The sequence below is a fragment of the Candidatus Enterococcus moelleringii genome (assembly GCF_017377575.1).
In the GTDB taxonomy this organism is placed as follows: domain Bacteria; phylum Bacillota; class Bacilli; order Lactobacillales; family Enterococcaceae; genus Enterococcus_A; species Enterococcus_A moelleringii.
This window is the reverse complement of sequence record NZ_JAFREM010000019.1, coordinates 1-21,335: the sequence shown is the minus strand read 5'-3', so window position 1 is coordinate 21,335 and position 21,335 is coordinate 1. Positions and strand designations below refer to the sequence as shown.

Here is a 21,335-nt window from a genome sequence, read left to right as displayed (position 1 = left end):
GGTGGTTATGGAATAATTGTTGAAAAGGAGGAAATAAGATGTTAACCAAGTTTTGTTCCTCTAAAGTGGTTTTAAACAAACTAATTACCAAGATCTGTCTGGCAGATACAGAGTATGTAATTCCTTACTGGGGCGCTTTAGAGCATCACTATGGCACCAATACTCACGATCATTATTTTTATGAAGTATGTTTGATTACCGATGGCGAAGGTGTCTATGTCGAGGAAGGCCAAGAGTACCCGCTGAAAAAGAACTCTCTGATTTTGACGATCCCAGAAAAAAAGCATCAATTAAAAAGCCAAGAGGGGATTGCTCTGTTGTACTTTTCCTTCATCCCTAAAGAGCATGAGAAAAGCTTGATTGCTAAAATCAATTTTGCCTACCCAGTGATTAAGTTAGCAGATCAAGACCCCGTAGTCCTGACTTGGCTGGCCTTGCTGAATGTATCAGTTATGTACAAGGAAGCCGATGAGGCCTATGGAGAATCCTTGAAGCAGCTTGCGCAATGTGTTCTCCAACTGATACTGGATCAATCATTGAGTAATCAGAAAAAAGACGAGGTTTTGATTGAAATCACGGAACAAACCGAGCTGCTGAAGGAAATCAAGAAATATATTCGCGACAATAAAAGCAAACCCTTGTCAGTGGATGATATTGCCGCCCACTTTTTTATCTCTAAACGTCAAATTTTCCGCTTGTTTAAAAAATATGAACCGATTACCTGCAACAACTACATTCAGCAGGTGAAAATTGAGTATGCAGCGAATCTAATTCGGACTACTTCCATGTCAATTACTGATATTGCCGAATGTACCGGCTTCAGTTCACCTCACTATTTCTCAAAAGTTTTCACGGAAAGAATGCGAGATACACCCCAGAATTTCCGCAAACTTTACAGCAATGCCAAAGTGAGTGAATTTCGTAAGGAAGATACTCCAAAACAAAACGATTAATAATAATAAATCTTAGCTCCGCTCTTTGCTTGAAAAGCAAAGAGCGGTTTTTTTGCGTGAAAATCTAGCTACTGAGCATAGCACTTTGTGAAAAAAGTATTATTATTAAAAGTACGCTTGAGCTTGTCAATATGCAGAATGATTTTATAAAAAAACAGTCTGCTCTATGGGAGGGTGGAAATAGAACCCATGAACAATAAAGAGTATTAAGTTTTCTTCAATGATCCGAAGTAACAATGTATATTTCTATATCCACTATTTTTTTGCGTGTTATCGGCTGAAATGATCATCAATTGCTCACGTTACAATAAAGTGATGGTCACTTTTTTGTAAATTCCGGGCATTTTATTGCAAACAGTGTCGCTATTTTGTGTGTTAATCTTATGAATGTAAAGGGATACATTCTAAAAGAGCACAAACCAACAAACAGAATTAGAAGTATAAAAAAACTTTGAGTAATTTGCTTTATCCGGATGAAGTATTCTCTGATTCAAGATTCAAAAAAAAGGTTTGTGAATTTTATTCTGAATCCGCTTTCTGAAACCGATATGAAAACAGAACGGAAGTGAGTGCAAAGTCGGAAAATCCAATCGTGTAATAAAACCCATTTGCTTGATTGATTAAATAAAAAATAAAAATGGATAATACTAGGAGGAAGAACAACATGAGTGAAATGAAAATTGGAGTTATCGGAACAGGTGCTATTGGACAAACCCATATTGAACGAATCAATACAAAATTACAGGGTGCGCGTGTAATTGCTTGCGCAGACCCTAACGCAGACTTTTGCAAAAGCATAGCTGAAAAATTCTCATTAAAGGCTTATGACGATCCTAAAGATATGATCAATGCTGATGATATTGAAGCAGTGGTAGTTACTGCAGCGGATAATTTCCACGAAGAATACGTGTTAGCTGCAATTGAAGCAGGAAAATATGTTTTCTGTGAGAAACCACTTGCACCAGAATCAAACGCTTGTCGTAAAATTGTTGATGCAGAAATTGCTGGCGGCAAACAATTAGTCCAAGTCGGATTCATGCGCCGCTATGATCCTGGCTACCGTCAATTGAAAGAACTAATTGATTCAGGCGATTACGGTGCGCCTTTGATGCTGCATTGTGCTCACCGCAATCCTGAAGTTTCCGGTTTTACCACTGAAATGTCTGTAGAAAATTCCTTAATCCATGAAATCGACGTTCTGCGCTGGTTACTAGGTGAGAATTACGAAACGGCTGAAGTGGTCTTCCCAAGAACTACCCGCAATGCTGAAGGTGAGCTGAGAGATCCGCAAATTATGTACCTGACAACAGAATCAGGAATCCGTATCGATGTAGAATCTTTTGTAAATTGTAAATATGGCTACGACATCAAATGTGAAGTCGTTTGTGAAGAGGGAACCTTAACCTTGCCAGAACCTGCCAATGTAATGAAACGTGTAGATGCCGCAAGAGTCACCCCGATTTGCCGCGACTGGTCAGAGCGTTTCGTGGATGCCTACAACATCGAATTCCAAGAATGGATCAATGCTTGTAAAGAGGGACGTGTTGATGGACCAACAGCTTGGGACGGTTATGTTGGCCAGGTAACAGCCGCAGCTGCTTCAAAAGCCCGCGATGCACAGAGTGTAATGACTATCGAATTTGACGAAAAACCAGCATTCTACAACTAATCATACTTAGGGAGGAAATGAAAAATGAAACTATCAATTTGTACCGACGTATACGCAGACTTAAACTATACTGAAATGCTAGATAAAGTAAAATCTTTAGGAGTAAATGCAGTTGAAATGACTGCGGGCGGCTGGGGGGCACAAAAGCACTGTCCAACACAAACGCTGCTGGCTGATGACAACGAGCTGAAGGCTTACCAGGCAGAACTAGCAAAACGCGATATGGAAATTGCTGCTTTAAATTGCTCTTGCAACCCATTATGGCCAAGCGAAACCGGTGAGAAGTTCTCGCAATCTATGTACGACTGTGTGTTATTGGCAGAAAAATTAGGCATTAAGAAAATCGTTTGTATGGCCGGATTGCCAGCAGCCAGCGAAACCGATACCGTGCCAAACTGGATCACGTCAACTATTTCCTGGCCGGACTACACAGCACCTGCTTATGAATACCAATGGAAAGTTACCATCGAATGGTGGAAAGAATTTGTCGCCCATTGTAAAAAACACGGCTTGGAAAAAATCGCGATTGAAGAATTTCCCGGCACGATGGTTTACAATGTCGAAACTTTATGGCAATTAAGAGATGCAGTTGATCCAATGATCGGGATCAATCTTGATCCATCTCATATGATCGCTTTAGGTGCCGATCCAATCGTGGCGGCTCGCAATTTGAAAGGTGCCATCTACCATGTTCACGGAAAAGATACCCGGTTGGAACGGGCTAAAGTTGAGATTAACGGTCTGCCAGAGTGGAAAGATGTTACCGATGTTGCGGATCGCAGCTGGAATTATGTGGCTGTTGGCTGTGGGCAAGACCTGCAATGGTGGAAAGAATTCTTCTCTGTCTGTCGCATGATGGGCTACAACGATTTTGTTTCCTTGGAAATGGAAGACTTCACCATGAGTACTGAAGCAGGTGTGGTTACTTCTATCGATGCTCTGCAGCAAACCATTAGTAAATAGAAAATTTTCAGGAATTCTCCTTGCGAGGATTCCTGAATCGTAATAATCTTTACGCTTAGGAAAATAGCAAGTGTTGGTCACTTTTTTGTAAATTTTGGTCTTCTTTTTGTAAAGCTAGTTCACGTGCTTCATGATACTCTGAAGTCAGAACTCCTTTAGATAAGACCCGAAGAAGTGCAGTCAGCGATCCGTCATTTTAAAGTAATTGTTAGCGCTTTTATTATTGTTGGCAGAACGGATTTTTCCTAGGCAGCTTGTTAGCAAGGTCTTAATCAATAAAGGAGCGAAAAATATGAATCTGACTGGTTTTAATAAGTTTTCCAAAAAAGACAGTGTCTCCGGCGTCGAGAAATTTGCCTTTGGTTGTGGTGAAATTTCGACTAATATTGTCTTTACCATTTCCACTACGCTTTTAGTGATGTTTTACACCGATGTAGTCCATGTTTCTGCCGCTGTTGTGGGTTCGATTATTGCCGTTTCCCAAGTGTTTAATGGGATTTCTGATATTTCGGCCGGCTTTATCATTGACCGTACCCGTTCCAAGTACGGTCGCGCCCGGGTTTGGCTGTTGCGGATGTCAATTCCTTATGCGATCGCCGCCGTTTTAATGATGATGGTGCCACCGATCAGCGGAATGGCCCAAACGATTTATATTTTTGTGACCTACAATTTAATGCTGACAGTGGTTTACACCCTGTTCCAGTTGCCGTTTGCCACTACCATGACTTACATGACTCGCAGCCAGGACGAACGGGCAAAAATCAACATTATCCGGATGGCGATGAGCCCGATCGGCAACATTTTGGTTACTCTGCTATTTACGCGGATTTTAGATGTAATGCCCAATGGCGGAATGGACTCACAACGCAACTGGGTAATTTTAACAGCGATTTACGGTTTCTTTGCTGCTTTAATGATGCTTTTCTGTTTTGCAATGGTTCGAGAACGGGTTGTCGTAAAGGATGCAGCCCATGGTGAAAAAGTTCCTTTGAAAACAGCAATTACTGCGTTACTTAAAAACAAATATTTTATCATGCTGTTCATTTTCTTTGTATCTTTTGCAATGTACCAGACCTTCTCAGGAACGATGGCTACTTATTACTGTAAATGGATAGTAGGAGATACGCGGATTATCGGAAATGTGAATACTGCCTGTTACGGAATAACAATTGTGGCCACATTGCTCTTAGGTAAAGTGATGAATTTAACTACTAAGCGAAACTGGTGTATTGTCGGAGCAATGTTCATTATCGCGGGCTCATTGGTGTTGCTAGTTAATCCTACCAGTGTGACGGTGGTAACTATCGGTGGTTTGCTTCGAGGATTAGGAATGACACCGATTTTGGGGATGATTTTCACCATGATTGCCGATGCAATTGAATATGGTCAATGGAAAACGGGAATTCGCACGGCCGGCGCGATTCAGTCAGCGACAACAGCTGGTCAAAAATTTGGACAAGGGATCGGCTCTGTATTAATTGGTTTCATCATGTCAGCCAATGAATACAACGGAAACCTTGGAACACAATCAACGCAAGCACTAAGCACTATTTCAAACCTGTTTATTTTCGGTGTAGCCTTTCTAGGTTTCTTAATGATTGTCGTATTATTGTTCTATAAGCTGGATAATGAATACCCAACTATTATGGCGGAATTACTGGAGCGGGAAGCACAAATCGATTTAGAGAAAAAAGCTGCTGATCAAGTGGAAATCAACAACGCACTTGAAGCAGAAATATTAAAAAACTAGAATAACTGGAGGCATTATTATGAAATTGGCTTACGATCCGTCGCATTACCGCGACAATACCGGACTAATGGAAATGATTGATACTACTGCTCGCTTGGGTTATGAGTATCTGGAATTATCCCCAAGAAAGGACTTTATCTGGTTTTACGAATATCCAAAAGTAGATAGGGCTTTGATCAAACAGGTCAAGCAGCGCTGTAAAGATGCGGGCATTGAGATTTCTTCTGTCTTACCAGTACAGCAATGGTCTTCACCAGATGAGCAGCAGCGTCAGGACGCAGTCCGAAACTGGAAACGCTGTATTGAAATCACTTCGGAGCTGGAAGTAGACTTAATGAACACTGAATTCAGCGGAGACATTAGTAATCCGACTGCTAGCGAAGGTGCCTTCTTCAAATCGATGGAGGAACTGATTCCGTTATTTGAAAAAGAAGGAATCCGCTTGAATCTGCAAGCTCATCCAAACGACTATATCGAAACTAATACTGAAGCATTACGTACGATCCGTGCCCTAGACAAGGACTGGATCAAATATGTCTATTCTACAGCTCATGCCTTTTATTATGATGATGGTATTGGTGATGTGGCAACCCATCTGAAGGACGCAGGCGATTTATTGGATCACGTATTGTTTGCGGATACTTTGAACCATAAAGCGGCCTTTGGCTTACGTTACATTATTAATCCACCTGATGCCAAAGTAACGATCCATCAGCACTTGAACATTGGTGAAGGGGAAGTGAACTTCGATGCGCTATTCAAGACCTTGCGGGAAATGAACTTTGACGGCATTGCTACCAACTCAGTGTTTGCTTATCCTGATCGGGCAGAATGGTCCAGCGAATTAACAAAAGCTGCGATCTTAAAAGGATTAGGAAAAGCGTAAACAGGAAGCTCTGTAAAAACGGCCTAGCCGTTTTTGCAGAGTTTATTTTGCTGAGAAAGGGGAGAGTCTTATTTTCACGACGATTTTACTTCAAAATATTATTTTACTAGTATACATTCTTTTGGGATTAGTGATGGCGCGAAAGGAGTGGCTGGGCAAGGAGGTGCAGGCAAATTTTTCAGTGTTGATTACTAATTTTGCTTTGCCCTGTGCGGTGTTCAACAGTTTTCAGATTGAATACTCTGAAGAGATTTTAGGTTTGATTTTCCGCTCGTTAGCTCTAGCGGTGGTCTTTTTTACTGCCTTATATTTGTTGAGCCTGCTGTTTGCTCGAGTATTTAGAATCGCAGAAAAAATTCGCAGCATTTGGATCGGCTGCAGCACGTTTTCCAGTGTACTGTTTATCGGAATTCCGATTGTCAGTGCGTTATTTGGGGAAATTGGATTAGTCATCCTAATTGCCTTCAACACTATCGGTAATTTGTTTTTGTTTGGCTTAGGAGAATCGATTTTTGCAGGAAGGATGCTGGTAAGTCCCCGGAAAATTTTGTCTACGCCAGCTATTATTGCAGCCGTATTAGGCTTCCTCTTTTTTGTTTTTCAAATCACCGTGCCGGAAGTCGTTAGCACGCCACTTCAGGCCATTGCGGGCTTCACTACACCTTTGGCAATGATGATCAATGGCGCATTGTTAAGTAAAACTTTATCGCCAAGGCTGTTTACTAATTTAAGTACGTTGCAGTTTTGTTTTGTCCGCTTGATTGTGATTCCGATCATACTAATTTTCTTTTTCAAAGTATTTGTGACGGACCCGCTGCTGCTGCAAATTGTTGCGTTGGTTTCTTGTATGCCTTCTGGTGCGGTGAATTCGGTATTTGCCGAAAAGTATTCCGGTCAGGGGCAAATCGCTTCGGAGTTTATCATTGTGTCCACTTTGCTGAGTATTGTGACGATTCCGACTATTTTCTATTTGGTACTTTAGTCTAGAAAAATAGCGATTATATAGACAATAATTAGTCCATATAATCGCTATTTTTCTGTTATCGCAACGGTTACATTTTGACTTTCGCAATGATCTAAGTAAGCAGGAGGGATAGCAGAACCGGTATAAATAGTGTCGAACTCAGCGATTTGGGCAAAAGTCACCAAGGCAGCCTTGCCAAATTTACTGGCATCCACCAGCAGATGATTCTTCAAAGACTTCTGCAAAATCTGATGTTTGATACTGTACTCATAAACGTCAGAATTGGTTACACCGCGTTCCAACGATACCCCGGTTGCGGACATATAGGACTTATTAATGTTCAAGCGCTCAAAAAAGGGCCAGTCTCGAACGTTAATAAAAGATCGAGTGTTGCTCTTGAAGGTGTTTCCTAAGAGGAGTACCTTGCAATTTGGCTGATTGACCGATTGATTCAGTACATCAAGGCTATTGGTGATGATGGTCACGTGGTAATCAGGGTCAATGTAGTTCACTAAGTGATGCGTGGTGGTGCCGGAATCAATATAGATCATGTCGTGATCTTCGATTGTTTCGGCAGCTTTCCGGGCAATTTGTTTCTTTTCAGCGTCGTGCTCGATAATTCGCTTTTTGAAGGGAGTTGCCGTCTGATTCAATGAAGAAACGCCGCCATACACCTTCGCTACTAGACCATCTTCTTCCAGCTTATTCAAATCCCGACGAATGGTATTTTTAGAAACTTGAAACTGGCAGCAAAGCTCATCGATGGAGACATGGCCTTCAGAGTGGATAAACTCTTCTAATTCCTGTAGTCTTTTTACTTTCATTTTGACCCCTCCTTTCCCGATAGTTCGTAAAAATAATACTACCATATCACTAAAATATAATCAATAGTTAACCATGATGTTTTAGTTTAATTCCAAAAAGATGTGAAAAAAGCCGTCTGATTATCAGACGGCTTGTAGAACTATTGCAATTTACCAGTGATGAATTGTGCTTCACCGAAGCCAAAGGACCAATCCGCGTCACCGTTTTCGGTGATGGAAATCAGAATGTTTTGGGGTGCGATGCCCAGCTCTTTTTCCAATCCTTCTTTGATCAGCCGATAGAAGGTTACTTTATCATGGCATTCCCGTTTCCTGCTGATCACAGTAATCGCTACAATATCCGGTTGTTCGCGGGTGAATCCCAGATCCGTGTCCTCCAAAACCATTTCGTAGCTTTTGTGCTGAGTAACAATTTGGTAGCGATCGCCTTTAGGCACATGGAAAGCCTCCAGCACGGCTGAGTGAATCGCATCCAGCATCTTACGGATGTCTTGTTCGCTTCTTCCTTCAACGATATCTATTTTAATTAGTGGCATGATAGTCCTCCTCGTTTAACCATTTGCATCTATCAATAAGCTCAGGATAACTGATCATTTGGGTTTTAACAAGTAATACGCTCAAATTATGAGTATGTTTTGGTACAAGAGGAAGCATAAGTGCTTTATTTCACATATTTTAAGAAATTTGCTGAAAAATCTAAGGTTTTATTTAAGCAATACTATAGTAGAAACCCTTCAAAAGTGCGTAATCAAGAAAGGCTGCTACTGTTTCCTGCTCTTTATTTTTAGCAACAGCCGTAACTGCAGGATTCTTAGTAGGTTCGGTACTGATAACTACAGAACCATAGTTAAATAGGAAGGGACGCTGTTCGCCTTTAGCGATTACCATGCAGGAAGCAGGGTTGATCTTTAAGCTTTTCAGCTCGTTCTTTGTAATTAAAGGGCCAGGCAGCTCTCCGTGGTTAAGCGTTCTCTTGTCTTCACAATAAAAAAGAAGCTGTTTTTGGTGTTCTGTCAAACGACTAAACATTTGAGAAGTATAAGTGGAAAAAGTTGGGGAACAGTCATCAAATAAGCAATCACTATCAATTAGAACAATGTTGATTTTCGATAAATCTGCTAAAAAAGTACTCATGATATCACCTCTATAATATAATTTGGTTATGTATGCGTGTATTATAGCGCGTGTATTGTGAATAGTCAAACAAACTCCCGTTTTTTTAGCAAAGAAATTTCGAAAAACGACTGATTAGGATAGTATTGCTGAATAATTTAGCAAAATTCATGTCTATTTGTTGTTGACTTTTGGTTAACTTTTGGAGTACAATAAGGTTAAACTTGAGGGGGTCATGAGAATATGAATATTAAATTTCAAATGCCGACAATCCTAAGACTAGGATCAGGGACAGTGGCACATTTAGCAGAGGAAGCACAAAAATTAGGAAAAAGAGCGTTGATTGTCAGTGATGGTTTAATGAAGCAAACAGGTCACCTGGATATTATCACGAAAAGCTTAGAAGGAATTTCGCTGGAATATGCGATTTATACCGATATTACCGCTGAACCGACGCAGGAAAATGTGTATGGGGCTTTAGATACTTATACTAGTAACAAATGTGATTTCGTGATTGCTTTTGGCGGCGGCAGCTGCTTAGATACAGCCAAAGCCGTAGCGGTATTGGCTACCAACGATACAACCATTGAAGCCATCGGCGATAAAAGTGTGACGGATTTCAACGAAGGTGTTCCAGTGATTGCTTTGCCAACCACAGCGGGGACCGGTTCAGAGGTAACCGATGTAACGGTCATTACCAATACCAAAACTGACGTGAAAATGATGATGAAGGACGTTAAATTTTTGCCTAACATTGCCATCGTGGATTCTGACTTTACCTTAACTGTACCTGCTAGAGTGACTTCGGCGACTGGATTAGATGCCTTGTGCCATGCACTGGAATCTTATGTTTCGGTTAAAGCTAACGGTATGACGCAAATGTTCTCATTACAAGCCATCAAAAAAATTATGGAAAACTTGCCAAAAGCTTACCAAGACGGCAGTGATTCAGCGGCCCGGGAACAAATGTCAATCGCTTCAACTGAAGCAGGGATTGCCTTTTCAAATGCTTCGGTAACCTTGATCCACGGAATGAGTCGTCCGGTTGGGGCACTATTCCATGTGCCTCATGGAATTTCTAATGCGATGCTGTTGAATATTTTCTTGGATTTCTCAAAGGATGCAATTTTAACCGATTTAGCGGAAATTGCTCGCTTCGTTTATCCAGAAGCACAAGGTAAAACGGATCAGGCAGCAGCGGAAATGTTCATTGCTGCGGTAAATCAAATTTGCGAAACCTTGCAAATTCCTGACTTAAAAGGCTACGGCATTGATGAAAAAGAATTTTTGGCGGTATTAGATAAAATGGCCACCGATGCATTAGCCAGCGGCAGCCCGCAAAACAATAAAAAAGTACCGACACATGATGAGATCAAAGAATTGTATATGGCAGCATTTTCGGCAAAATAATCTTTAGCCTGGAGAAAAGCTTATGAAGAACATACCTGTGTCAATCCAAGTCAGCCTGGATACAAGCGGAAAAAATCAGCGCTGGAAGCAGCAGCTGCAGCAATATCGTCTGCTGGGTTACTCGCTGATTGAATTACCATTTGAAGCGTTTAAGCAAATTACGCCAGAAGTATTGGCCGTGGAGCTGGAACGAAATCATTTGAGCATTTCTGCGATTAAGGTGATTGAGGATTTTAGTATTGAAGAAAAAGCGATTGAAGTGATTACCCAATTGTATCAACGGCTTCCCAAATTTCCTGTCAGAATAGTGGAAAAGCTGCAGGTAATCATTGAAGTCCAGGAAGCGGATGAAGAGCTGCGAGTAGATTTGAAAGCAGGCTACTGGCATAACTTACTGAATAATCTCCAGCTCTTAAGCGGCTTTATGAGCTCTGTATTTTCGATCGAAACCTTGATACAGCCGGGGAGGGAGGGCTTGACAGCTGGGAAGAATTATTTTTCTCAGCTGATTCAAGAAAATCACCAGCTGGGCTTATGGATGGACACAGAAAATGTCGCTTATCAGCAGCTGGACCCCTTAAAGGTACTGCAAGAATGGCGGGGAATGATCCGTTCGCTTCATTTAAGGGACGTTACCGAGGAGATATTTTCCAAGGGTGCAGCTAAACGGGAAGTGGAGACTTTTTTAGGTGAAGGTGTGATTGATTTTGGTATTCTTTATGATGAGCTGGCAGACAATGGGCTTATTCAGTACGTTAGTGTAAAGCCGATCTTGCCGGAAACCGCGCCAGATTACTGGAATGAATGTCGGGGCACACTGCATTATTTAAGAGAAGTTGGATTCAATTAAAAAATGATTGAGTCTGCCGTTATCTACGTGACTCAATCATTTTTCTTTCGAGTTTACCCTTCCGTCGGGTAATACAAAGCAACATCGTGTGCTTCGCAGTATTCAATGTATTTTTCCGTCGGCGGCAGATCCGTGATAATACCTTCGAAGGTATCGATGGAAGCATAAGTTTGCAGGGCCGCCCGATCAAACTTGCTGTTGTCGACTAATAAAAAGTTGCGGGGGGTTTTGTTAACGATCTGATGCTTGATTTCATATTCCAGCATATCAGAGTTGGTAACGCCTCGTTCCACTGAAAGAGCAGAGGCTGCCATAAAGGCCTTCGTGATATTGATTCGATCGAAGAAGCCTTGATCCTCTACATTCACAAATGAGCGAGTTGCCGCTTTGAACGTATTGCCGATCACGAAAATGCGATAGTTGGGATATTCCGACACCGCGTTGATAATATCCAAGTTGTTGGTGACAATAGTCAACGCCATGTCCGGATTCAAATATTTGGCGATGTGACGCGTGGTAGTCCCGGAATCGATGAAGACCAAATCGCCTTCTTCAATTAAAGACGCCGCATATTTTCCGATCAAAGCTTTTTGCTTATCGTGCTTAGTGTCGCGCTTTTCGTAAGGCTGCAGCTGGTCAATGTCTAAAGAGACCACTCCGCCATAGACTTTTTTGACATTGCCGCCTTGGATAATTTTATCTAAATCGCGGCGAACGGTATTTTTTGATACCTCAAAATGCTCGCACAATTCGTCAATGCTGACGGTGCCGCGGGAATGGATGTAAGCTTCCATTTCGTGAATACGTTTCAATTTCATGGTCCATGCTCCTCGTAAAATAGATTCCAGAGAGTTCAATCCCTCTGATTTGTATTCGTTGTTCCTTGATAAATAAATAACGTTTTATTTGCTTGGTTACTGTGTGATGTTCTAGAATTGAGTTCTGGAAAGGACTCACGGGAAAATGCTATGTGCTCCTGCGGTTTTATCCGCACTGAAAGTCTGTGACCCGAACCGTTGTTTTTACAACCAACACACTAGCTGTATCCACTAGATTTCTACCCTTTCGTGCAGGATTGGGCGTGGCTTTGAAGTCTAGTGATCCGAATACTATTAGGCGAGGATGTCGTTAGGCAACGGTCTTCTGGGATATCCCACAGTAACCAAGCAATTTCCAAAAAATTCACGAAAGGAGGTCCTTCCCTCATGAAATTATTTGTCGGTTTAGACGTTAGCTCCCAACATTTAGATGCCTGCTTTCTAACAGATGATGAGAAACTCACCATTCTGAAAGAAGCTCGCTTTGAAAATAGTCTGCTCGGTGCTTCTCAGATCAAAAAAGTACTTTTAGATTATGTCGAAGCCTATGAGCTTTCAAAGATTGTAGTCGGTATGGAAGCTACCTCTCTTTACAGCTTTCATCCTGCCATGTTCTTCAAAGAGGATGAGGATCTCAGCCATTTCAATCTAGAGGTATCGGTTGAACAACCTCAAAAGATCAAGAAATACCGCGAAATCTTTGAAGAAGAAAAGAACGACCGGATTGATGCCTTCTACATTGCCGAGTACTTCCGTACCCGTCGCTACGCGACCCCTGTTGTGAAAGAAGAGCAGTATCTTGCTTTACAACATTTAACACGTACCAGACTTCAGATTGTCGAGCAGCTGGTAGAAGCCAAGCAACATTTTATCGAAAACATTTACTACAAGTGCAATCGGCTGCCCATTGAACTAAAGTCCAACGGGAATGATACCTCCGTACTCAGTGCCACATTGGTCACTTTGATGACCGAAGATTATTCACTCGATCAATTGGCCGAAATGCCATTGGAAGACTTTGCGGCATTGATCCAAGAAATGGGTCGTGGTCGATTTAAAAATCCCGAAGGGTTAGCTAAAGCCATCGCAAAAGCGATTCGCGGTAGTTACCGCTTAGGCAAAGTCCAACAGGATTCTGTCGACATCGTTCTAAGTGTGATTGCTCGTGAAATACGCAGCTTAGAAAAACTGATTAAAGAGCTAAATAAAGCCATTCAAGATTTAGTAGTGACGGTCCCAGAGTATCAATGTTTAACCAGCATTCCAGGTATTGGTCTAGTCTATGCAGCGGGGATTCTCGCTGAAATTGGGCAAATTGAACGCTTTGATGATGAAACAAAGATCGCTAAATATGCCGGGCTTTATTGGCCGAAAAAACAATCAGGCAATCGACAATCCAAGAACACACCGTTAGCGAAACGGGGCAATCGTTACCTTCGTTATTATCTAGTTGAAGCCACCAACTCGATGAGAAGACACGATGCCGAATACAGTGCGTATTACCATAAGAAATACGTGGAAACAGCGAAACATCAACACAAACGTGCCATCGTCTTAACTGCAAGAAAATTTGTGCGTTTGGTGGATATCCTGCTACGAAACCACCAACTCTATGTGCCGCGAAGGGGGCCGATAGAGAAATAACAAATTGTTATTAACGCAATCCTTCAAAGTCAGCCGGTGAAAACGTTTCATTAGGCTAGGCTTATTTAAGTGCGCCTCCATTCAGGTGTTCGTGGTAAAATGGTTAGCTTTTTTCACTTGACTTATTACCACTAGACTTTAGCAAAGTAACTGGTATCCTGTTCTCATAAACCCTAGTAATTGAATCAAGCAGGCTATACTTGGAACAGTCGTAATACTCAGATGGACATTTCAGTGTAGATTTATCCGGAATGTGTGGTAACTGTTTTCTGTCACCTACGATAATGATATTTTTCGTACAGCCAAGACTTAAAATACCTGGCACAATATCCTGCTGGGAGGCTTCATCAATAATGAGATAGTCCAGGATATACCCGTCTGCTAACGAGTTAATGATAGAATGTGTGCTGCTACCGATAACTGGAAAGCGGTCAATAAATTGTTTGAAATTTCCTTTGCATCGGTAGTCACCTAGTTTAAAAGGCTTCTTTGTATCTTTGATTGATTTAGCCAAATGCTGCTTGAGAAAGAGCATCGAATCTTTCTTTAGAGTATCCAAAGTATCGTTGAAATTAATATCTTTCAAAGTCTTTTCAAGCTGCTGGATTTTCTTCTGGCGATTTTCGATTTGTTTAGTGTAGTAAGAAAATTGCAAGGTATAAACAAAATTCAAACGTTCAGCATAATTGTTTAAAAAAGCTGTTCTAAAGATTCTAAAACTTAAAATCAGTCGAAATCTTTCTGTAAGCGAAATATGTTTATCAGTTAAATGCCTGATGTAGGCCATTAGATCAGTGATCTTTTTAGGACTCAGTTTGTATTTTTTAACATCAATTAGTTGGATGGTAGGATGCTCGGAATGCCAATCCTCCAGATAGCCTTTTTCTATTTCAAATTCTTTTATTTCTGCCGTTAATTGAGCTAATTTATTCTTAGCATGTAAATAATCCTTCAGCTTGCCAAATGTGTTCTGGATAGAATCCATTTCAATAGCTGCATGGTTGGATGCTGGGGGAATATCTTTGATTGACGCGAAAAACTCGTTTCTATTTTTGATGCTACCCAGTTCAGCCACTAGATAACCCAGCTTTTCCTTCTCCAATTTCTCGTAGACGTTACTAACGGCAGGATTGTTGTTGGAAACAATTGCTACCTTCTGATTCTTCAATAAAATGTTAGCTACAATATTCAAAATTGTTTGAGTTTTGCCAGTACCTGGAGGCCCTTCAATAACACTGATTTGGGAGGAAAAAGCATTCGTAACAGCTTTTAACTGGTTTTCATTTATGCCAAACGGAAAAATCAGCTGATCATCTGATTCTCTTTTTTCATTTTTCTTATGACAATAAGCGTATAGAGCATTACCTTCGAAGGAAGTAATTTTTTTCAATTGCCTTTGGATGTTATCTGCTATAGCTTTTTTAGTACTGTCCTCTGCATTAGTACTTCTTTCAGCTGCGATTTTAGTAAAATATTTGAATAAATCCTCGTTTCTCCAATTTGATTTGGAGGTGACATAAACATCAGCTGACTTCATTACATACAGCTTTTCACTCCGAGGGTACTTTACGACTATAAATTTGTTTCCGTACTCAGTAGCACGTTCAATTTCGCTACAATGATTTTTTTCGCAAAGTAGTAGTTTACCAGTATAGTCTTTCCTAGGTTTAACCGTGCACTCGCTCATAGGTGAACAGAAGCACTTACCGGATGGAAATTTAACTATTAGTTTTAGTGTCTTTTTTGGATCATCATACTTGATTCGCCAATCAGTGATTTGTTTCGTCTTATCTTGTCCCTGCATATAAATAGTTACCATAATTTAACAACCTTCAATTCTGTTTATTAATCTCCATTATAACTAATTAATGCATTGAATAGTTCAATAATACAAAAGTCGAACAACCAATGTTCCATCTTTAGATAATATTCAATTCTATTTTTATCTATTTACTGCAAGATATAAATACGATAGAACGTGATAGAGAAGCAATTATAGCTAATTATCCGAGCCTAAAAAAGTAACTCAACCATCAAGAAATTTTTTTTTATACTTACCACTTTTCACACCCCAAACCATTTGCCACCCCCTCCCATCTAACGTATCCTTAACCTATAACCCAAAAACCAAACAGGAGGCCACCCAATGAAAGCGAAGTTTTTTTCAATCAAAGAAATAGCAGAGATGTACGGGATCTCCACCCACATCATCCGACATTACGAAAAAATCGGCTTACTGACACCGGAACGCACAGAGAAAAATTATCGAGTGTACACTGAAAAGGAAATCTATATACTAAACATCATTCGCGACCTGCGGGAGCTGGACGTGCCGCTAGAAGTTATTGAAGGGTACTTGAAGGATCGAACCTTGGCGACTACGCAGGAAATCTTCCGAGAGAATCAGCGCCTGCTAAAGGAAAAGATTGCTTTAATGGAGAAAAAGCTGGCGGGAGTGACTGCGCGAAATCAGATATTAGATCAGCTGCAGAAGCAGGAGCTGCCTATCGAAAGTCTAGTGATCGCAGAAAAAGAAGCTCGGCCGTACTTTTTTAAAACTGTTGACTACACGAATGAAGCAGAATTCGAAACGGCGATGCGCACACTTTATGGAGAGGTGCTGGAACAAAGCAGCTCCTACGACTTTCATTTCGTCGCTGGGATTATCACCGATAGTCCCAAAATCGCTTATGAAGGAATCCTGTTCCTAACAGATTCTGAAACAGCGGGAATGGACGCCCAGCGCGGTTGTCTAGAAAAGGGAACGTATGCCAGCTACTTTTACCAAGGTCCGTATGAGCAAGCAGGTGAGCATCTGGCAAACATGAAAGAACAACTAGAAAAGCTGAACCATCAAGTAATTCTGCCTTTCTACGAGTTCTATTTGATCGATTTTCACGAGACCCAGCACAGTGAAGAATTTTTGACGGAGATCCAGGTGAGACTTAAAAATTGACCCTATAACGGTTATAACCCCTATACTTTCCTTATGAAGACTTTAGGAGGAAATATAATGGATAAAAAATATGATGTGATTATCATCGGCGCTGGGTTCGCTGGACTGGCAGCCGGTTTATCTTTAAAGAAAAACGGACTTAACACAATTATCTTGGAAGCGCGGAGCCGAGTCGGTGGCCGTACTGAAACAAAATGGTTAGATGATGGCACTCAGATCGATTTGGGTGGTCAATGGCTAGGCCCAACTCAGGATCGTATGTACGAGTTGGCTGATGAGTATGGAGTAAAGACATTTCCATCGCAGCTATTCGGTAAAGGACAGTATCACTATTTGGATGGTGTCCACGATAACGAGCCAGAAGAAATGCTGGAGCTGCTTGAAGCTATCGACGAATTAGCTGATCAGGTCGATTTGGATCACCCGCACGAAAGTCCCGACATTGCTACACAAGATCGGATGACGCTAGCCAGTTGGTTAAGCTTACAGACAGAGGATAAAGAAGTCGCCAATTTTGTCGGCCGTATGTTGGCTGGTGGTTTATTAGCTTCAGATGCCGGCGAAGTTTCTCTATTCCAAATGCTGTATTACATTAAAGCAGGCGGTGGCACACAAAGCTTGCTAGGCGCAAAAGGCGGTGCACAGCAGGATCGCGTGGTAGGCGGACCGCAGGCAATCGCTGAAAAAATGGCAGAAGACCACGGTTCAGTCCTTTACGATCAAGTAGTAAAAGAAGTCATCAAGCAAGACAACGACTACCTGGTAGAAACAAGATCAGGCGACAGCTATTCAGCGGATCACGTTCTAATCGCTGTACCACCAACTGTGGTAAATTCGAAAATCACCTTCACCCCGGAGTTGCCAGTCTGGAAGAAAAAGACGCTGCAAAGTATCCTGCCAGGCAGCGCATCGAAGTTCCACGCGGTGTACGAGAAACCTTTCTGGCGTGAGGACGGCCTATCTGGACAACGCAGTATGAGCGAAGGACTGATTATCGAGAGTTTAGATAACTCGTTGGAGAACGAAGAGAAAGGTATATTAACCTTCTTCGTATACGGAATCGACTCAATCCAGCTAAGCAAGCTGCCGGAAGCTAAAAGAAAAGAGCTTTTAATCGACGAACTAGTCCATCTGTACGGTGAACAAGCACGGAATCCGGAACATTTCATCACCCAAGATTGGAATGAAGAGCCTTTTACTAATGGTTGTTTCTCCGGACACTTTACCCCAGGCGGCTTCATTAAGTATGGTGAATACCTGCAATCAGAAGTCGATGGCATTCATTTTGCCGGAACAGAAACGGCAACGATCTGGAACGGTTACTTTGAAGGCGCGGTTCGTTCAGGCGAACGTGAAGCGCAAAAGATTCTGGCTAAAGCTGAAAGCAAATAAAATAGGTTAAACAAAAGGTCTCGCTGGATAAGCGGGCCTTTTTGCGTTGTTCTAGAGTCTGAAGGATTAAAAGACAGAGTGGGCTATTCAATGAGTCTATTCGAAAGTATGTCTTTGATATATACTTTAATTAACGATCCTAACGAAAAGGAGGATAAAAAATGCAGCAAGTTGTAAAGCTTTCTAAGCTGGGCAGCAGCAATGCAATTTGTATCCCAGAGAACATTTGGAAAAAGCTCAATATCGATCCAGAAGCCAAATTTTATTTGGACGTTAATGAGAAAAAACAGATAGTGTTAACACGAGTAGAGAACGATAATTATCTGCAGACTCTATTTAAGGATTATGATGCAAAAGAAAGTGACAAGGTAACTTTTGATTGGGGAGAACCTCGTGGACGTGAAATGCTATAGTCCTTCCATTGCACAATCGATTTGAATGGATTTCTAAGATTGGCAACGGTGGACTAAACTGGGACTCTCAAGTAAAACCTTTGATGGAAAAGTACCTAAAGGATCTACCTATAGATGTTTTGATACATCTATATAAAGCGGAACGCAAATTGTAGTTTTCAAAAGGTCTCACAGTGAAGTCCACACTCACCAAACCAATCCCCCCCACCTGCAAACGAAAACCCATCAACTACCGTTTGCAGTTTTTTTAGAATCCTCAAAAAAATTTACCAAAACCTGTCACAAACTCACCATTTTCCTGTCTAATAGAGTAAAGGAGGGATATTTCATGCCTAAAAACGAGAAAATCAACCAGCTGATCGATGAAGCCATATCCGGAAACCGCGATTCTTTAGAAACTCTATTAATAGACGTTCAAGACCTAATCTTCAACCTATCTCTCAGAATGCTCGGCACCATTCCCGACGCAGAAGATGCCACGCAAGACATTTTAGCCAAGGTAATCACGAACCTTGCCACCTTTCGCAAGGAAAGCAATTTTCAAACGTGGGTCTATCGACTAGCGATCAACTATCTGATCGACTACAAAAAATCGATGTTCACCCAGTATCCATTGGACTTTGACTACTATTCAAACGATATAAAAGCCGGATATATCGAGAACAGCGAGGACTTGCTGGAAGGTATCAGCCAAGAAATATTAGCCCAGGAACTAAAAATGTCCTGCACGAACGTCCTGCTGCAATGCTTAGATCCGACGACTCGCTGCATTTTCTTGCTGGGAACGATGTTCAAGGTGGACAGCAGAATAGCAGGTGAGATCTTAGACATGACCCCTGAAAATTATCGCCAGAAATTATCCCGAGCGCGAAAAAAAGTCGGGGAGTTCCTGTCCGTTCACTGCGGATTAACCGAAACCGGTTTTTGCTCCTGTGAAAAACGGGTAGGTTATGCTATTCAAAATAATCGACTGAATCCCAAAAATTTGGAGTATCAAAGCTTGAAAAGCATCAGTCCAGAAACCCTGACAGAATATATGGAAACAATCCAGCAGCTGGATGATCTGTCAGCCGTATTCTCTGAACTGCCAGCTTATCAGTCCAATATTTCAGCCAAAGAATTCATCGATAAGTTGTTCCATTCTTCAAACATGCACAAAATCCGGAGCTTTCAAGGAGGGACCCCCTAATGAAATTAGATAAAACCCTGGAATTCCTAGCAGCACTGGAAGCCAATAATTCCCTGGATTGGATGAAAGAGCATCGGGACGAATATCAAGAAGCCAAGAACGAATTTCTTAGATTCCTGCAGGACCTAATTGCTCAGATTGCAGAATTCGATCCATCCGTCGCTAACCTAGACCCGAAAAGATTAATATATCGGCTCAACCGTGATACACGATTCAGCCATGACAAATCACCCTACAATCCAGCATTCAGAGCTCATATTTCCATTGGCGAAAGGAAACCTGTTCCTGCTGGCTACTATATTTGTATTCGACCAGGGAAATCTTTTCTAGGTGGTGGGATATTCGCTAGTCAATTTCCCGAAGCCACCACATTAGTCAGGGACCGCCTACTGACCCATGGTAAAGAGTTCCAAAAAATCATCACCGATAAAAGTTTCACCGACAACTTTGAAGTGACAGGCCAGAAATTGAAAAATGTTCCCCGAGGATATGACAAAGATCATCCTTTAGGCGAATATCTAAAACACAAAGCCTGGGCCATCGAATATGCCATAAGTGATACCGATCTTTTGACGAAAGACCTAACGTTTGCGGCAGAAAAATTCCGTTTGATGCAGCCGCTAAATAGCTTTCTTAACGACGCCCTGTTGGGATTCAAGATGCCAGAAAGGTAGAAATTTTATCTTAGCATGTTTGCTTTGAGTTATTGATGCATTATAATTAAATCAAGTAACCATCTGAGAAATCTAAAAATAGTGGAATGTAAATATCATACCGGTTACAAAGGAGTATCCGATCGTTTTGATCCAAATCTAAAACAGTGGAATGTAAATCTATCTACAGTTATTGGGATGGTACACAACTTATGTACTCAAAATCTAAAACAATGGAACCGGAAATCTCACAATCCATCAACCTGACTACCATCCTTAAAAGATAGTACACGAGTAAAAGATCCGATGATCCTTTACTTCATGTACTATCTTTTATTTTATTCCCAGCCCCAGCATTCCATGCTAAAATAACCTAACTAGGGTGCATACCCTTATTCAAACTAAGGAAGTGACTAAATGGACGAGATAGCTGCGGGTTTTCTCAGAGCGTTCTTTGAAAAGCTGGTTCTTTTTTGGGCCCTGCTGCTCTTTATCGTGATCCTGTACCGCTACTTTATCGGTGGCGGCCTGCCAATCACTATAGACGGCCCGATATTTTACGCCACGGGCGCGCTAAGCGTTGCCGCGTCTGTGTACTTAGCTATTCCAAAGAAGAAGTAGCGAGCTTTTGCGGTCTTCTAAGCGCAATTAATATGTAATTGTCAAAGGTCAAATTGACCACCTGCGAAGTGCCCACCTTCGCAGGTGTCAGTGTCATGGATCATGATCATCTAACCAATGCTTGAACCAGGCGGTAACCAAGCCAACAATGATTGGCGCAATGATATATTGCAAAACGAAATACACATCACCACCTCCTTTCAAGGAGGATCATGATCCAGACAAATTAAGATGTAAAACCTACGCTAATGATCGATCAAACTAGCG

21 protein-coding genes are annotated in these 21,335 nt (G+C 41.5%); 15 read left to right on the top strand and 6 right to left on the bottom strand.

Features of this window, described 5'->3' with window-relative positions:
• Positions 1-38: 38 nt before the first annotated feature.
• The 6 genes from JZO70_RS13045 to JZO70_RS22700 all read left to right on the top strand — a co-directional run bounded on the left by JZO70_RS13045 (position 39) and on the right by JZO70_RS22700 (position 7,203).
• The gene (locus tag JZO70_RS13045; RefSeq protein WP_207674027.1) at positions 39-953 is read left to right on the top strand and encodes an AraC family transcriptional regulator; all 915 of its coding nucleotides are present in this window, start codon (positions 39-41) and stop codon (positions 951-953) included.
• A gap of 664 nt (positions 954-1,617) precedes the next feature.
• Positions 1,618-2,622: a Gfo/Idh/MocA family protein gene (locus JZO70_RS13040; protein WP_207674026.1), complete on the top strand. Its 1,005-nt coding sequence runs from the start codon at positions 1,618-1,620 to the stop codon at positions 2,620-2,622.
• Between the two features lie 24 nt (positions 2,623-2,646).
• On the top strand, positions 2,647-3,585 hold the full coding sequence (locus JZO70_RS13035; protein ID WP_207674025.1) for a sugar phosphate isomerase/epimerase family protein: 939 nt from the start codon (positions 2,647-2,649) through the stop codon (positions 3,583-3,585).
• 292 nt (positions 3,586-3,877) lie between these two features.
• Positions 3,878-5,335 carry an MFS transporter gene (locus JZO70_RS13030; protein WP_207674024.1) on the top strand — a complete coding sequence of 486 codons (1,458 nt, stop codon included), beginning with the start codon at positions 3,878-3,880 and terminating at the stop codon, positions 5,333-5,335.
• A gap of 19 nt (positions 5,336-5,354) precedes the next feature.
• The gene (locus tag JZO70_RS13025) at positions 5,355-6,221 is read left to right on the top strand and encodes a sugar phosphate isomerase/epimerase family protein (protein ID WP_207674023.1); all 867 of its coding nucleotides are present in this window, start codon (positions 5,355-5,357) and stop codon (positions 6,219-6,221) included.
• A 70-nt stretch (positions 6,222-6,291) separates the two neighbouring features.
• Positions 6,292-7,203, top strand: a complete 912-nt coding sequence (locus JZO70_RS22700; protein WP_347565148.1) for an AEC family transporter — start codon at positions 6,292-6,294, stop codon at positions 7,201-7,203.
• A 47-nt stretch (positions 7,204-7,250) separates the two neighbouring features.
• Here the strand turns inward: JZO70_RS22700 and JZO70_RS13015 are convergent, their stop codons facing one another.
• The 3 genes from JZO70_RS13015 to JZO70_RS13005 all read right to left on the bottom strand — a co-directional run bounded on the left by JZO70_RS13015 (position 7,251) and on the right by JZO70_RS13005 (position 9,143).
• The gene (locus JZO70_RS13015; RefSeq protein ID WP_207674021.1) at positions 7,251-8,009 is read right to left on the bottom strand and encodes a DeoR/GlpR family DNA-binding transcription regulator; all 759 of its coding nucleotides are present in this window, start codon (positions 8,007-8,009) and stop codon (positions 7,251-7,253) included.
• A gap of 140 nt (positions 8,010-8,149) precedes the next feature.
• Positions 8,150-8,545, bottom strand: a complete 396-nt coding sequence (locus JZO70_RS13010; protein ID WP_207674020.1) for a tautomerase family protein — start codon at positions 8,543-8,545, stop codon at positions 8,150-8,152.
• A gap of 172 nt (positions 8,546-8,717) precedes the next feature.
• Positions 8,718-9,143 carry a hypothetical protein gene (locus JZO70_RS13005; RefSeq protein WP_207674019.1) on the bottom strand — a complete coding sequence of 142 codons (426 nt, stop codon included), beginning with the start codon at positions 9,141-9,143 and terminating at the stop codon, positions 8,718-8,720.
• Between the two features lie 222 nt (positions 9,144-9,365).
• Here JZO70_RS13005 and JZO70_RS13000 point away from each other — a divergent pair, with 222 nt between their 5' ends.
• On the top strand, positions 9,366-10,532 hold the full coding sequence (locus JZO70_RS13000) for an iron-containing alcohol dehydrogenase (RefSeq protein WP_207674018.1): 1,167 nt from the start codon (positions 9,366-9,368) through the stop codon (positions 10,530-10,532).
• 22 nt (positions 10,533-10,554) lie between these two features.
• Positions 10,555-11,382, top strand: coding sequence for a sugar phosphate isomerase/epimerase (locus tag JZO70_RS12995; protein WP_207674017.1), 828 nt, complete (start codon positions 10,555-10,557; stop codon positions 11,380-11,382).
• 53 nt (positions 11,383-11,435) lie between these two features.
• Here the strand turns inward: JZO70_RS12995 and JZO70_RS12990 are convergent, their stop codons facing one another.
• Positions 11,436-12,200, bottom strand: coding sequence for a DeoR/GlpR family DNA-binding transcription regulator (locus JZO70_RS12990; protein ID WP_207674016.1), 765 nt, complete (start codon positions 12,198-12,200; stop codon positions 11,436-11,438).
• A 387-nt stretch (positions 12,201-12,587) separates the two neighbouring features.
• Between JZO70_RS12990 and JZO70_RS12985 the strand changes: the two genes are divergently transcribed.
• Positions 12,588-13,844, top strand: a complete 1,257-nt coding sequence (locus tag JZO70_RS12985) for an IS110 family RNA-guided transposase (RefSeq protein ID WP_207674015.1) — start codon at positions 12,588-12,590, stop codon at positions 13,842-13,844.
• 103 nt (positions 13,845-13,947) lie between these two features.
• Here the strand turns inward: JZO70_RS12985 and JZO70_RS12980 are convergent, their stop codons facing one another.
• Positions 13,948-15,663 carry an AAA domain-containing protein gene (locus tag JZO70_RS12980; RefSeq protein ID WP_207674014.1) on the bottom strand — a complete coding sequence of 572 codons (1,716 nt, stop codon included), beginning with the start codon at positions 15,661-15,663 and terminating at the stop codon, positions 13,948-13,950.
• Between the two features lie 327 nt (positions 15,664-15,990).
• Between JZO70_RS12980 and JZO70_RS12975 the strand changes: the two genes are divergently transcribed.
• The 6 genes from JZO70_RS12975 to JZO70_RS12950 all read left to right on the top strand — a co-directional run bounded on the left by JZO70_RS12975 (position 15,991) and on the right by JZO70_RS12950 (position 21,068).
• Positions 15,991-16,800, top strand: a complete 810-nt coding sequence (locus tag JZO70_RS12975) for a MerR family transcriptional regulator (protein ID WP_207674013.1) — start codon at positions 15,991-15,993, stop codon at positions 16,798-16,800.
• A 57-nt stretch (positions 16,801-16,857) separates the two neighbouring features.
• Complete coding sequence (locus JZO70_RS12970) at positions 16,858-18,192, top strand: flavin monoamine oxidase family protein (RefSeq protein WP_207674012.1); 1,335 nt, start codon at positions 16,858-16,860, stop codon at positions 18,190-18,192.
• A 161-nt stretch (positions 18,193-18,353) separates the two neighbouring features.
• On the top strand, positions 18,354-18,605 hold the full coding sequence (locus tag JZO70_RS12965) for an AbrB/MazE/SpoVT family DNA-binding domain-containing protein (protein ID WP_207674011.1): 252 nt from the start codon (positions 18,354-18,356) through the stop codon (positions 18,603-18,605).
• Between the two features lie 328 nt (positions 18,606-18,933).
• Positions 18,934-19,794, top strand: a complete 861-nt coding sequence (locus JZO70_RS12960; RefSeq protein WP_207674010.1) for an RNA polymerase sigma factor — start codon at positions 18,934-18,936, stop codon at positions 19,792-19,794.
• Positions 19,794-20,468, top strand: coding sequence for a DUF2461 domain-containing protein (locus tag JZO70_RS12955; protein WP_207674009.1), 675 nt, complete (start codon positions 19,794-19,796; stop codon positions 20,466-20,468). The genes JZO70_RS12960 and JZO70_RS12955 overlap by 1 nt, the downstream gene beginning before the upstream one ends.
• Before the next feature lie 396 nt (positions 20,469-20,864).
• Positions 20,865-21,068, top strand: coding sequence for a hypothetical protein (locus tag JZO70_RS12950; protein ID WP_207674008.1), 204 nt, complete (start codon positions 20,865-20,867; stop codon positions 21,066-21,068).
• A 93-nt stretch (positions 21,069-21,161) separates the two neighbouring features.
• On the opposite strand, the gene JZO70_RS12945 is transcribed toward JZO70_RS12950, so the two are convergent.
• The gene (locus JZO70_RS12945) at positions 21,162-21,254 is read right to left on the bottom strand and encodes a type I toxin-antitoxin system Fst family toxin (protein WP_207672351.1); all 93 of its coding nucleotides are present in this window, start codon (positions 21,252-21,254) and stop codon (positions 21,162-21,164) included.
• Between the last annotated feature and the right edge of the window lie 81 nt (positions 21,255-21,335).